This window comes from Phenylobacterium sp. (assembly GCF_036563385.1).
In the GTDB taxonomy this organism is placed as follows: domain Bacteria; phylum Pseudomonadota; class Alphaproteobacteria; order Caulobacterales; family Caulobacteraceae; genus Phenylobacterium.
Genome location: NZ_DATCML010000004.1, coordinates 476155 through 489623, shown reverse-complemented (window position 1 = coordinate 489623; position 13469 = coordinate 476155). Strand labels below are relative to the sequence as shown.

12 protein-coding genes are annotated in these 13469 nt (G+C 69.9%); 9 read left to right on the top strand and 3 right to left on the bottom strand.

Features of this window, described 5'->3' with window-relative positions:
• Positions 1–39: 39 nt before the first annotated feature.
• From tsaD to VIL67_RS03205, 5 genes are all read left to right on the top strand, one after another.
• Positions 40–1140, top strand: coding sequence for a tRNA (adenosine(37)-N6)-threonylcarbamoyltransferase complex transferase subunit TsaD (tsaD, locus tag VIL67_RS03225; protein WP_332047400.1), 1101 nt, complete (start codon positions 40–42; stop codon positions 1138–1140).
• On the top strand, positions 1137–2126 hold the full coding sequence (locus tag VIL67_RS03220) for an NAD(P)H-dependent glycerol-3-phosphate dehydrogenase (RefSeq protein ID WP_332047399.1): 990 nt from the start codon (positions 1137–1139) through the stop codon (positions 2124–2126). Before tsaD ends, VIL67_RS03220 begins: the two co-directional genes overlap by 4 nt.
• Positions 2126–2413 carry a YciI family protein gene (locus VIL67_RS03215; RefSeq protein WP_332047398.1) on the top strand — a complete coding sequence of 96 codons (288 nt, stop codon included), beginning with the start codon at positions 2126–2128 and terminating at the stop codon, positions 2411–2413. The genes VIL67_RS03220 and VIL67_RS03215 overlap by 1 nt, the downstream gene beginning before the upstream one ends.
• Positions 2397–2762, top strand: coding sequence for a Rieske (2Fe-2S) protein (locus VIL67_RS03210; RefSeq protein ID WP_332047397.1), 366 nt, complete (start codon positions 2397–2399; stop codon positions 2760–2762). Before VIL67_RS03215 ends, VIL67_RS03210 begins: the two co-directional genes overlap by 17 nt.
• Positions 2763–2918: 156 nt before the next feature.
• Positions 2919–4016 carry a cell wall hydrolase gene (locus tag VIL67_RS03205; protein WP_332047396.1) on the top strand — a complete coding sequence of 366 codons (1098 nt, stop codon included), beginning with the start codon at positions 2919–2921 and terminating at the stop codon, positions 4014–4016.
• 3 nt (positions 4017–4019) lie between these two features.
• Here the strand turns inward: VIL67_RS03205 and VIL67_RS03200 are convergent, their stop codons facing one another.
• Positions 4020–4772, bottom strand: coding sequence for a creatininase family protein (locus tag VIL67_RS03200; RefSeq protein ID WP_332047395.1), 753 nt, complete (start codon positions 4770–4772; stop codon positions 4020–4022).
• A gap of 528 nt (positions 4773–5300) precedes the next feature.
• On the opposite strand from VIL67_RS03200, the gene VIL67_RS03195 reads away from it, so the two are divergent.
• The 3 genes from VIL67_RS03195 to VIL67_RS03185 are packed head-to-tail and all read left to right on the top strand — an operon-like array spanning position 5301 to position 9835.
• Positions 5301–5801 carry a hypothetical protein gene (locus VIL67_RS03195; RefSeq protein ID WP_332047394.1) on the top strand — a complete coding sequence of 167 codons (501 nt, stop codon included), beginning with the start codon at positions 5301–5303 and terminating at the stop codon, positions 5799–5801.
• Positions 5802–5823: 22 nt separating this feature from the next.
• Positions 5824–7833, top strand: coding sequence for a TonB-dependent receptor plug domain-containing protein (locus VIL67_RS03190; protein ID WP_332047393.1), 2010 nt, complete (start codon positions 5824–5826; stop codon positions 7831–7833).
• A gap of 52 nt (positions 7834–7885) precedes the next feature.
• The gene (locus VIL67_RS03185) at positions 7886–9835 is read left to right on the top strand and encodes a methyl-accepting chemotaxis protein (protein WP_332047392.1); all 1950 of its coding nucleotides are present in this window, start codon (positions 7886–7888) and stop codon (positions 9833–9835) included.
• Between the two features lie 2 nt (positions 9836–9837).
• On the opposite strand, the gene VIL67_RS03180 is transcribed toward VIL67_RS03185, so the two are convergent.
• Positions 9838–10386, bottom strand: a complete 549-nt coding sequence (locus tag VIL67_RS03180) for a hypothetical protein (RefSeq protein WP_332047391.1) — start codon at positions 10384–10386, stop codon at positions 9838–9840.
• 112 nt (positions 10387–10498) lie between these two features.
• Between VIL67_RS03180 and acs the strand changes: the two genes are divergently transcribed.
• A complete protein-coding gene (acs, locus tag VIL67_RS03175; RefSeq protein ID WP_332047390.1) occupies positions 10499–12448 on the top strand; it encodes an acetate--CoA ligase in 1950 nt (649 codons plus the stop codon).
• A 6-nt stretch (positions 12449–12454) separates the two neighbouring features.
• Here acs and VIL67_RS03170 read toward each other — a convergent pair whose 3' ends face one another.
• Positions 12455–13432, bottom strand: a complete 978-nt coding sequence (locus VIL67_RS03170; RefSeq protein ID WP_332047389.1) for a small ribosomal subunit Rsm22 family protein — start codon at positions 13430–13432, stop codon at positions 12455–12457.
• Between the last annotated feature and the right edge of the window lie 37 nt (positions 13433–13469).

Here is a 13469-nt window from a genome sequence, read left to right as displayed (position 1 = left end):
AAGCGCCTGCTACAGGAGCGGGCGCCCCCCGGCAACCGGATGACCGACACCCCCACCGTTCCTCACCTGGTCCTGGGCCTGGAGACCAGTTGCGACGAGACCGCCGCGGCGGTGGTGCGCCTGGCCGCCGGCCAGGTGGAGGTGCTGTCGTCGGTCGTCGGCAGCCAGATCGCCGAACACGCGCCCTACGGCGGGGTGGTCCCGGAGATTGCAGCGCGCGCCCACGTGGAGAGCATCGAGGCGATTGCCGGCCGCGCGCTGCGCGATGCGGGCGTGGGCTATGACGAGCTCACGGGCGTCGCCGCGACGGCGGGCCCCGGCCTCGTTGGGGGGGTGATGGTCGGCCTGTCGTTTGGCAAGGCTGTGGCCCTGGCGCGCGGCCTGCCGCTGGTGGCCGTGAACCACCTGGAGGGGCACGCGGTCTCAGCCCGGCTGGGCGCCGAACTCCCGTATCCCTTCCTGCTGCTGCTGGTCTCCGGCGGCCACTGCCAGTTGCTGGCGGTGGACGGCGTCGGGGCCTGCCGTCGGCTCGGCTCCACGATCGACGACGCGGCTGGCGAGGCGTTCGACAAGATCGCCAAGTCGCTCGGCCTGCCCTATCCCGGCGGCCCCGCCCTGGAGGCGCTGGCCGAGGGCCGAGACCCAGACCGGTTCCCGTTGCCCCGTATGCTGCTCGGCCGCAAGGACTGCGACTTCTCATTCTCGGGGCTGAAGACCGCCGCCGCCCGCCTGGCGGAGGGGCTGAGCGACGAGGCCGATCGCCGCGATCTCGCCGCGGCCGTCCAAACGGCGATCGCCCGGCAACTGGCGGAGAAGAGCGACCGGGCCATGCACGCCTACGCCATCGAGCACCATGGGCGCGGCCTGCGCTTTGTGGTGGCGGGCGGCGTGGCGGCCAATCGCACGGTCCGGAAGAAGCTGGAGGAGACCGCCTCCGCCCGCGGGTTCAGCTTCGCCGCCCCGCCGCTCGCCTATTGCACGGACAACGCCGCCATGATCGCGCTTGCCGGCGCCGAGCGTCTGGCGCTCGGCCTCACCGATCCCCTGGACGCCGCCGCGCGGCCGCGATGGCCGCTCGACGCAGCCGCGGCGGCGGCGAGCCCGACGCACGTGGCGGGCCGCAAGGGAGCCAAGGCATGAGGTCGGCGGGGGTCATCGGCGGCGGGGCCTGGGGAACCGCCCTGGCCCAGGTCTGCGCGCGCGCCGGTCTGCACGTGACGCTCTGGGCCCGGGAACCTGAGGTGGTCGCCGACGTGAACGGGGCTCACGAGAACCGGCTATTCCTCCCGGGCGTGGCTCTGGAAGACGGCCTCCGGGCGACGGGCGAACTCGCCGACCTGGCGGGCTGCGACCTGGTGCTCGCCGTACCGCCCGCCCAACACATGCGCGCCACCCTGACCGCCTTCGCGCCGCACGTCCGTGAGGGCCTGCAGGTGGTGCTCTGCTCCAAGGGCGTGGAGCAGGGCTCGCTGAAGCTGATGACCGAGGTGCTCGCCGAGACGCTCCCGCAGGCGCGGGCGGCGGTGCTGTCGGGTCCCTCCTTCGCGGGTGAAGTGGCCCGCGGCCTGCCCACGGCAGTCACGCTCGCCTGTCCTGACGAGGGCTGCGCGCGCGACCTTTCGGAGACCATCGCGACGCCCGAGTTCCGGCCCTACTTCGCCACCGACATGATCGGGGCCGAGGCCGGCGGCGCCGTGAAGAACGTGCTCGCCATCGCCTGCGGCATCGTTGAAGGCCGGGGCCTCGGACGGTCGGCTCACGCGGCCCTGATCACCCGCGGCTTCGCCGAACTGACCCGGCTGGCGGTCGCCCTGGGCGGGAAAGCTGAGACCGTCGCCGGCCTCTGCGGCCTGGGCGACCTGGTGCTCACCTGCTCGAGTCCGCAGTCGCGCAACATGAGCGTCGGCCTTGCGCTGGGCCAGGGCCAGACCCTGGAGCAGGCGCTTTCCGGCAAGCTCTCGGTGGCCGAAGGGGTCGCCTCGGCGCCGGCCGTGCGCCAGCTCGCCGCCCGCCTGGGCGTCGACGTGCCGATCTGCGAGGCCGTCGCCGCGATCTTGGCCGGCGAGGCGGGCGTCGACGACGCCATCCGCGGCCTCCTGTCCCGTCCCCTGCGCGAGGAGAACTGATGCCCCTCTACATGCTGGCCTGTTTCGACAAGGCCGACAGCCTCGACCTGCGCATGGCCACGCGCGAGGCGCACCTCGCCTGGGCGCGCGACCGTCACGGCCGCATCCGTATGGCCGGGCCGATGCTGGACGAGAACGACCAGATGGCCGGGTCGCTCTTCTTCCTCGAAGCGGAGAGCGAGGCCGAGGTGCGCGCCTTCAATGCCGACGACCCCTACACCAGGGCGGGGCTGTTCGACCGCGTCGAGATCAAGCGCTTCCGCTCGACCCTTGGCCAACCCCTCTAGCGGCAACCCGGCTCGACCGCCCCCGGGGGTCCGGCTCTGCGCCCTGGCCGACATCCAGGACCCGGGCGGCAAGAGCTTCCGCTTCCGCGCCGAGAGCAAGCTGTTCGCCGGCTTCGTCATCCGGCGGGGGGAGCGGGTGGACGGCTGGGTCGACTCCTGTCCGCACGCCGGCTGGCCGCTCGCGCCCATGGACGACCGCTACCTGACCCGCTCGGGCGAACACATCCTTTGCGCCGGACACGGAGCCCTGTTCGATCTCGCCGGCAAATGCGTGGCTGGGCCATGTGTGGGCGATCACCTCGCGGCCTGGCCCGTCGAGCTGCGCGGGCACGAGGTGTTCACCGCCTAGGCGAGTTCACGGACTCTCGTTCGCTGCGTTAACTCTCTGGATTTGCTAGCCTTCGTCGCGAGACGGTTAACCACGGGTTAAAGAAAAGACTCGCGTTTCGAGCGGCGTTCGCCTATCGGGTCGCGCCTCATGCCGAGCTGTAGGGGGCGTTGGCGCTTGCTTTCCCGTATTCGTATCCTGGCCTCGCGCCTGCCGCTCGACCGCGGCCAGCTCGTCATCGTGGCGGCGTTCGGCGCGGTGATCGCACTATCCGTGCTCGCCCTTTCCGGCTTCACCTTCGCCGCCCGCTCGACCAGCGGCCAGCCCGTGCTGACGGCCGGGCAGCCGCCGGCGGGCCTGCAGCAGGCCGCCCTGGCGATCGATCCGCAGCCGGTCGGGGCCGAGGCCGAGGGCCTGATCCGCCTGCAGGACCTCTCGCCTGAGGCCGCGCGGCTTTGGAATGCGTCGAACCCGGTGTCGGACCTGCCGAACCCGGCGGCGCGGCCATTCTTCCTCAAGTCCGAGGGTGTGATCGACGAGGCGCGAGCCATCGACTGCCTCACCGCCGCGATCTACTACGAGGCCGCCTACGAAAGTGCGGACGGACAGCGCGCCGTGGCGCAGGTGGTCCTGAACCGGATGCGGCACCCTGCCTTCCCGAAGACGGTATGTGGCGTGGTGTTCCAGGGGTCGGAGCGAACCTCGGGCTGCCAGTTCACCTTCACCTGCGACGGCGCGCTTGCGCGCAAGCCGGCCGATGAAGGCTGGGAACGCGCGCGCAAGATCGCAATCGCGGCGCTCAACGGCTACGTCATGAAGAAGGTCGGTAACGCCACGCACTACCACGCCGAGTACGTCGCGCCCTACTGGAGCCCATCCCTCGTGAAGGTGGCCACCATCGGCGCGCATATCTTCTACCGCTGGACCGGCGCTACCGGTCTGCCCCCCGCCTTCGGGGGGCGGTATGCCGGCGGCGAGTCCTTCGGGGTGCAACTCGCCAAGCTCGAGGGTCTGCCGCAGGACAACGCCAAGCTCGCGCTCGCGGCCAGCCTCACCGAAGTGACGGCCGCGCCTGAGGCGCCCGCTGCGGTCGAGGAAGCCGCTCCGCCGGCCGAGGCCGTGAAGGGAGAGCCGGACCTGGTGGTCGCCGCGGATGTGGCCCCCGCCGACCCCAAGGCGATCACCAAGCCGGAGGATCTCGACTGGGCTGGCCGTCCGAAGGCGAAGGGCCCGCCTCGCATCGCTATGCCGTCGCGGATGGGCGCGCCCTTCTGAGGCCTAGGCCGGCGCATCCTCCGCGCCGAACTCCGCCACCTCCTCGATCAGCGCCTGGGCGGCGGCCGCGACGAGTTCGCCCCCCTTCTCCGGCGTCGCCTGGGCGGGGTCCGAGCCCATCCGGCCGTCGGCGTAGCGGGCGCGGAAGTCCCGGGCTTCGCGGATCGGGCCTGTGGGGGCGACCTGCGGCGCGTAATTCGCCGCCTTTATGCTCTCCGGATAGCCCCACTGGGTCACAGCGATCTCCGAGGGGGTGGCGTGGCTGCCGTGGCCCGTGGGGAATTGCCGATTCGCGATGCCCATCACACCCCGCAATTCCCACCAATTCTTGAGCTTGCAGGCGAAGCCCCGGGGGCGGCCGGCGTAGCTGGCCTCGGCGTAGAGTTCTGAGAAGGCGGCCTCGATGGTGGCGACGTTCCCCCCGTGGCCATTCAGGAAGTACAGGCGCGTGAAGCCATGGTGCGCCAGGCTGCGGCACCAGTCGCCGATCGCCAGCATGAAGGTCGAGGGCCGCAGGGCGATGGTCCCCGGAAAGTCCAGGTGGTGCTGCGCCATCCCGATGTTGAAGGTCGGAGCCACCAGGAGGTCAGGAGCCCGGCGCTGCGCCTCATGGGCGATGATCTCCGGACACAGCCAGTCGGTGCCGAGCAGGCCTGTCGGGCCATGCTGTTCGTTGGAGCCGATCGGAATCACCACCGCGCGCGAACGTGTGAGCTGGTCCTCGATCTCGGCCCAGGTGGACAGGTGCAGGAGCATGCGGGGAATCCTTCCGTTCCGCCGGTCGATAGCGGGTCCGGCGGCCGGGCGGTAGGGGAGCGCCCCTCAGCCTGCGGCCAGAGGGCCCGGTCAACGCCTCTGGGGACGGATGCGACATTCTGTCCGCGACAGTGGCGACCGGCGGTATCCGTCGGGTGGATCGCGTCGACTGGACCTCAGTAGGCCCGCGGTAGGGCCGGACCTCGCGCCAGCTGTGACCCCCGAGAGCTTGCTAGCGCCTGACCATGGGCGCGCAAACACTGTGTTTCTGAAGAGATAAACCAAGATGTAGCGCCAATGATCTGGGTAGTGCGGCGGTAGTCATCTGCCGCTGATCTCAAGGTAATACCTTCGTACCAAAGACTCACTTCGCGACGTGACTTGCTAATAGCCTGCTAAGTGCATGTCATTAACCTTCCTTTTAGTCATGGAGATGCCTTTTCACATGCGATCAGCCCGAGGGGGGCAAGGAAAGCAATGCGATTTATTCAAGGGAATACTTTTAGCGCGCTAAGTAAGTCTGCCGCGTTGATCACGGCCGTCGGCGTTCTCGCCGGCCCCGGGGTCGCGTCGGCCGACGCGGCCAAGGACCTTCAGGTCGCCGGCCGTGCGCTCACGTTCCTCGAGAACGGCCCCACGGGCCGCGCGACGCTCGGCGTCGTCTTCGATCCGTCGAAGCCGGCGTCCGTCGCCGAGAAGAACGCCGTGATGGCCGCTATCGGCGGCGGGTACAGCGCAGGGACCGTCACCCTCGTCGGCAAGCCGGTGGAAGCCGGCGACGTCGGCGGCGTCGCCGGTGTGAACGCGCTCTACGTCACGGAGGGCGTGAACTACGCCGCCGTCGGTTCGGCCGCCAAGGGCAAGAAGCTGGTGACGATCAGCTCCGACCTGGCCTGCGTCCGCTCCGGCGCCTGCGTGATGGGCGTCACCACTGCACCCAAGGTCGAGATCACCGTGAACCGGGCGGCGGCAGCGTCGGTCGGGGCCGCCTTCAAGGCGGCGTTCCGCATGATGATCAAAGAAATTTGAGCGGCCTAGAAAGTTGGGAACAATGAAGAAATTTCTCTTTGCCGCCGGCTTTGCCGGCCTGGCGCTGGCGGGCCTCCCGGCCGCCGCCCAATCCATTGACTACGGCTCGCTCGAGCAGCTGTTCAACGAGCCTGTCACCACCAGCGCGACCGGGTCGCCGCAGCGTGCGCCGGAAGCCCCGGCCGACATGCAGATCATCTCGCAGGAGGACATCCGTCGCTCGGGCGCGACCGACCTGCCGACGATCATCAGCCGTGTCGCGGGCGTCGACGTGCTGAACTTCTCCGCGGGCCACACGGACGTGAACGTCCGCGGCTACAACCAGTCGAGCTCGCCGCGCCTCCTGGTGCTGGTCAACGGCCGCCAGGTCTACATGGACCACTACGGCCTGACCTTCTGGCGGAACATCCCCGTCCAGCTGCAGGAAATCCGCCAGATCGAAGTCGTGAAGGGCCCGAACACCGCGCTGTTCGGCTTCAACGCCGTGTCGGGCGTGGTGAATATCATCACCTTCAACCCGAAGTTCGATGACGTCGACGCCTTCAGCGTCAGGGTGGGCACCAACGACTACAAGGGCGCGTCCCTGGTCGCCACGGGCAAGCTCGGCGAGAGGCTTTCGGCTCGGATTTCGCTGGGCGCCGAGAAGCAGGACGAGTGGAAGAACACCATCGGCCTGACCGACATGACGCGCACGCACGCGCCGGAGAACGTCAGCGCCGCGATCGATACGGTCGCCCAGCTGAGCGACAAGACCGAGCTGCGGGTCGAGGGCTCCTACTCGAACGTGCAGCAGAGCACGATCGCCGGTGCGGCCTACTCGCCGACCAAGAGCTTCGTGTCCTCCGTCAAGGCGACCCTCGCCTCTGAAACCAAGCTCGGACTGGTGCAGGTTTCCGCCTACCAGAACGACCTGACCGCCAAGTACATCATCCTCGGCCGCACGGAGTGGGAGAACCGCATCCGCGTCGTCAGCGCCCAGGACCTGTTCAAGATCGGCGCGGCGCACACCTTCCGGGTCGGCGCCGAGTACCGCAACAACACGCTGAACACCGCTCCGCTCAAGGGTGGCGAGATCGGCTACGACGTGTTCGCCCTGTCGGGCATGTGGAACTGGCAGGTCAGCGACAAGCTGGCCACCACGGTGGCCCTGCGCCACGACACGATGGAAATCGAGCGCACGGGGACCTTCCCGCCTGGCGCGCCGCTCGCCAACAACGCGCTCTGGGACCGCAAGGTGAAGGAGCTCAGCGTCAACGCCGCGGTGGTCTTCCGTCCGACGGCGGACGACACCATCCGCCTCTCCTACGGCCGCGGCGTGCAAGCCCCGACCCTGGTGGAGCTGGGCGGCCTGTCCGGCATCATCCCGGTCGGCCCGGGCGTGAACCTCGCCTTCGTGGGCAACCCGACGCTGCGCCCCAGCATCGTCGAGAACTATCAGGTCTCCTATGACCGCAACCTGCCGGTCCTGAACGCCAAGGCCGGCGTCCGGGTGTTCTGGCAGCAGTGGGAAGACATCAAGGGCCTGCCGGGCACCGGCAGCTTCGACGTCGCCCCGACCCGCACCACCCTCCCGGGCGTGCAGTTCATCAACACCTCGGACTCCGAGATGCAGGGCTTCGAGCTCTCGGCCTCGGGCCGCGCCAAGACCGGCTTCCGCTGGAGCGCCGACTACACCTACACCGACGTGAAGGACGAGGCTTTCCGGGGGGTGAACCCCGCCACCCGCGGCACCGCCTTCGAGCGCATGAGCCCGAAGCACCGCGGCAACGTCGCGGCCGGCTGGTCGAACAAGGCTTGGGAAGCGGACGCCTTCCTTCACTACGTGGGCAAGTTCGACTCCCCGCGCGTGGTCGGCACCGGCCTCGCCGAGGTGGACGCCTTCACCACCCTCGGCGGCCGCGTCGCCCATAAGCTCGACAACGGCCTGACCTTCGCGGTCGCCGGCCAGAACCTCCTGCACGAGCGGCAGAAGCAGACCAACGGCTTCGAAGCCGAACGTCGGGTCTTCGTCTCGGTCAGCAAGGCCTGGTGATCCCTAGCGGCCCCGCAGAAGCGGGGCCGCACCTCCTTTCCGGAGCTCGAACATGAAGATGCTTCGCTTCACCGACCTGTCTCTCGTCGTGAAGATGGCGATCGCCCCGGTGGTCGCGGTCGTCGTGCTTGCCCTCGTCTCGGGCGGCGCATTCTATAGCCAGCAGCAGCAGGCCAAGGCCCTGGACAAGATCGTCCAGCACGACATGGCGGTTAGCCTGCGCGTCGCCGCGCTGTCGAACCGCATCACCAGCGCCCACCTGCAGATCTACCAGGCGATGACCAGCCAAGCCGGCGCTGTCGCCGGCGGCCCTTCCGATGCTCCGGCCAAGCTGCAGGCGCTGATGGGCGATGTCGACGCCATCAAGGCCGACCTTGAGAAGCTCAAGAAGGAGCTGCCCAAGGCTCAGCAGGCCCGCTTCACCCAGGTGGCCAAGGACCTGACCGACTACCGCGGTGGGATCGAGGTCGTGGGCTCGATGATGGGCGTGGACTTCGCCACCGCGGTGGCCTTCGTCCAGCCCTTCGAAGAACACTACGCTCGCATGACCGACACGCTCGCCCAGGCGCGCAACACCGTTCAGGCCGACGCCGACAAGCGGGCCAAGGAAAGCGCCGCCCAGGCGGCCCTGACCGGCAAGATCGTGATGGGCGCCTCGGTGCTCACCATGATCGCGGTGGCCTGGCTGTCGGTGGCGATCATCATGGGCGTGCGCCGCGGGATCAACGGCATCGCGCAAGCCACCGAAATCCTGGCGGGCGGCGATTACGCCGTCGACCTCGCCCCTCACCAGCGGGGCGACGAGCTGGGCGCCATCGTGCGCGGGCTCGACGTCTTCAAGGAGAACCTCCAGCGCATCGACGCCATGCGTCGCGAGCAGGAGGAGAGCCAGACCCGCGAAGCGGCGATGCGCGAAGAGGTGGAGGCCGAACGCGCCAAGACCCAGGAAGCGCAGGTCGCGGTGGTCCACGCCCTCGCGGACGGCCTGGCGCGGCTCAGCCAGGGCGACCTGAAGCACCGGCTGAAGACGCCGTTCTCGCCGGAGTACGAACAGCTCCGCTCGGACTTCAACGCCGCCATGGAGCGCCTGCAGGAGGCGATGCAGATCATCACCGCCAACGCCGGCCAGATCGGCGTGGGCGCGGATCAGATCGCCAACGCTTCGGACGACCTCTCCCGCCGCACCGAGCAGCAGGCCGCAAGCCTGGAGCAGACGGCCGCCGCGCTGGAGCAGATCACCACCACCGTCAAGAAGTCGGCCGAGGGGGCGCAGACCGCGCGCGCCGCGGTGCAGACGGCCAAGTCCGGCGCCTCCCGGGGCGAGGAAGTGGTTCGTCGCGCCGTCTCCGCCATGGGTGAAATCGAGAAGTCAGCCGGCCAGATCAGCCAGATCATCGGCGTGATCGACGAGATCGCCTTCCAGACCAACCTGCTGGCCCTGAACGCCGGGGTGGAAGCCGCCCGCGCCGGCGACGCCGGCAAGGGCTTCGCCGTGGTGGCCTCGGAAGTCCGGGCGCTGGCCCAGCGTTCCGCCGACGCCGCCAAGGAGATCAAGACGCTGATCAGCGCGTCGACGGAACAGGTTGGCCAGGGCGTCGCCCTGGTCGGCGAGACCGGCGAGGCGCTGCAGCAGATGGTCAGCCAGGTGGACGCCATCGACTCCCTGGTCGGCGACATCGCCACCTCGGCTCAGGAGCAGTCGGCGGGTCTGCACGAGGTCAACGTGGCCGTGAACAACATGGACCAGGTCACCCAGCAGAACGCCGCGATGGTGGAGGAGACGACCGCCGCCACCCACGCGCTCCGCAAGGAAGCCGCCGAGCTTCGCCGCCTGATCGGCGAGTTCGACACGGGCGACGCGGCGCAGAAACCGACGCGGGCGGCCTCGGCGCCGGCCGCAACGCCGGCTCCCGCACCCGCGACGAGCACGGTCCGCCAGAAGTTGGCCTACGCCTCCGGCGCAGCGACGGCGGCCCAGATCGACAACTGGGAAGAGTTCTAGTCTCAGCCCTCCCCTGAGCGCCCTTGCGCCCGGCGAGCCGTCTCGCCGGGCGTTTCTTTGTTCGGAACGCGGATCGTCAGATCCTGGGCGCGCATCGCGACCAGCCGCCAGCGAGGTCCGTCCTCCCCCTTCTGCCGCGCAAAGGTGAGCACGCAATCGGTCCCGGCGCCCGGCACGCAGACCCGGCCCTTGCCGGCCGGCTGCAACATCTCCGCCACCTGCTCCGGCTTCGGGGCCTCGAACACGCGCCGCCCATCACCGTCCACGAGGCGGAGGGCTTCGGGCGCGATCATCCTGTCCAGGGCGAACTCCGAGGGGCCGCCATCGACCTCGAGGCCGTTCGCCCGCGCCACCTGGACCAGCTGGGCGCGGAGATCCTCGCGCACCGCCCGTCGGTCCACCGCCGCCTCGAAGGCCACTCGGTCGCGGGCGACGACGGCGTCGAACAGGGCGTCGGCGCTGGCTATCGCCTCCTCGGGGACGCCGCGGCCGCAGCCGCCGATCGCCGCCAGCATGGCCACCGCAAGCAGGGTTCGACCGGTTCGATGCATCGGGCGAACATGGCGGCCGCCCTGAGTCGCCTCAACCGCCCATGCTGCGGCGTGTTGCGCCGGAAGGGCCTGGTCGCATAGTGATCCACAACCTTTTCGGGGAGTGCGACCCATGTCCGACAGCGAGGCTTTCCCGGTTCCGGAGGCGTGGGCCAAGCGGGCCCGGATGGACGAGGCCGGCTATGAGGCTGCGGTGCGCCGCGAGGCGCAGGACCCCGAGGCCTACTGGCGCGACGTCGCGGGCCGGCTGGACTGGATCAAGGCGCCGACCGAGATCAAGGACGTGTCCTTCCGGCGCGAGGACTTCCGCATCCGCTGGTACGCCGACGGGGTGCTGAACGTCTCGGTGAACTGCCTCGACCGGCACCTCGCCACGCGCGGCGACCAAACGGCGATCATCTGGGAGAGCGACGACCCCGAGGTCTACGACGTCCTCACCTACAAGCAACTCCACGCCGAGGTCTGCCGCTGGGCCAACGTCCTGAAGGCCAAGGGCGTCCGGAAGGGCGACCGCGTGACCATCTACCTGCCGATGATCCCGCAGGCGGCGGCGGTGATGCTGGCCTGCGCCCGGATCGGCGCGGTGCACTCGGTGGTGTTCGGCGGCTTTTCGCCTGACAGCCTGGCCGGACGCATCCAGGACTGTGACTCCAAGGTGGTGATCACCGCTGACGAGGGGCTGCGGGGCGGCCGGGTGGTCCCTCTCAAGCGCAACGTCGATGAGGCCCTGAAGACCTGCCCCGGCGTGACCGACGTGATCGTGGTCCGCCGCACCCGGGGCGACGTGCCGATGACGCAGGGCCGCGACGCCTACTGGTCCGACCTGAAGACCACCGTCTCCGACCAGTGCGATCCCGAGCCGATGAACGCCGAGGACCCGCTGTTCATCCTCTACACCTCAGGCTCGACGGGTAAGCCCAAGGGCGTGCTTCACACCACCGGCGGCTACCTGACTTGGGCGGCTCACACCCATGAGCTCGTCTTCGACTACCGCCCCGGCGAAGTCTTCTGGTGCACCGCCGACATCGGCTGGGTCACCGGGCACAGCTATGTGGTCTACGGCCCGCTGGCCAACGCCGCCACGACCGTGATGTTCGAGGGCGTGCCGAACTATCCGACCTCCTCCCGCTTCTGGGAGGTGATCGACAAGCACCAGGTGGAGATCTTCTACACGGCGCCGACGGCGATCCGCGCCCTGATGCGGGAGGGTGACGAGCCTGTGACCCGCACCTCCCGATCGTCGCTGCGCCTGCTGGGCACGGTGGGCGAGCCGATCAATCCGGAAGCCTGGCTCTGGTACCACCGGGTCGTGGGTGAAGGGCGGTGTCCGATCGTCGACACCTGGTGGCAGACGGAGACCGGCGCCTGCCTGATGACGCCCCTGCCGGGGGCCCATGCCGCCAAGCCCGGATCCTGCGCCAAGCCGCTGCCGGGCGTGAAGCCGCAGCTGGTGGACGCGGACGGCAAGGTCCTGGAGGGCGCCGTCTCCGGCAACCTCTGCCTGACCGACTCCTGGCCCGGCCAGATGAGGACGGTGTACGGCGACCACGAGCGCTTCATCACCACCTACTTCACCACCTATCCCGGCAAGTACTTCACCGGGGACGGAGCCCGCCGCGACGAGGACGGCTACTACTGGATCACCGGCCGGGTGGACGATGTGATCAATGTCTCGGGGCATCGCCTCGGCACCGCCGAGATCGAGAGCGCCCTGGTCGCGAACGAGAACGTCGCGGAGGCCGCAGTGGTCGGCTTCCCCCATCCGGTGAAGGGCCAGGGCATCTACTGCTACGTGACGCTGAAGGCCGACGTGGAGCCCACCGATATCCTGGAGGCCGAGCTGAAGGGATGGGTGCGCCGGGAGATCGGGCCGTTCGCCGCGCCCGACGTCGTGCAGTTCGCCCCAGGGCTGCCGAAGACGCGGTCCGGGAAGATCATGCGCCGGATCCTGCGCAAGATCGCCGAGGACGACCTCTCCAACCTTGGCGACACCTCCACCCTCGCCGACCCCGGCGTCGTGGATGACCTGGTGAAGAACCGGCACGCGGCCGAGCAAGCCTGAGGCGGCTCAGGTCTCCCAGGCGTCGCCCCAGCCCAGCCGCCGGGCGCGGGCGTGGGCGACCTTGTCGCGTTTGCCGACGAGGCGGGTCTCCAGGCCCGCCTCCCCGCAGAGCCTGAGTTCAAGGCCGGGCTTGCTGGCCCTGGGGTGGCGCAGCACCCGGGCGGACCGGGGGCCGGCCGCCACCCCCGGCCGCGCCGCGATCAGGTAGGCGAACTTTTCGTCCTCGAACGGCGCCTCGGCGCCCTTGGCCAGACGGTGATCGCGGCTGCGCGGCAGGCGGACCGAGAAGTGGCACCAATCGGGTGCAGCGAGGGGACAGCTGCGAGCGTGCGGGCAGGGGGCGAGCAGGTCCGCGCCGGCCGCGACCAGCGCCGTTCGGGCCTGCAGCAGTCGAGCAAAGCCGGCCGGCGTGCCGGGTTCGACCAGCACGAGGAGGCCGCGGGCCGCCGCCCAAAGGGCGGTCACCACGGCGACCTGCTTGGCCGGCGGGATCTCGGCGAGGGCGTAGCTCGCCGCCACCAGATCCGCGGAGGGCCAAGGTCCGGGCGCCGTCAGGTCCGCGCGCAGCCGGCGCGCCTCGCGGAGCGGCGGGGGCGCCTCCACCGCCAGCCGCCCGGCGGAGTCGAGGAACGGCGTGCTGGCGTCCAGCCAGGTGACCTGCTGCAGAACAGGCCAGGCCTGCAGCGCCGCCCAGCTGGCGGCCGCGGGGCCGGATCCCGCGTCCAGCATCTCGGCCGGCGCAAATTCCGGCGCCATCCGCGCCGCCTCGGCGAACACCGTGGCGCAGGCGGCGTAGGTGGCCGGCAGCCTCGCCAGGGCATAGGCGAGGGCGTCTTCGACATCCCGGATCACGCCGGCCGATCCTTGACCTGCGCGGTAGGCGGCGGAGGTCCGCGCCGCCCGCTCGGCGAGGCCGCGACGGGACACGCCTTCGAGCTCCTGCTCCAGCGCCGCCCGCAGCGGCCGGGGAAGTTCCACGCTCATGCGCCGTTCCTCTCGGCCACTCCGGGCGTGGAGGGAA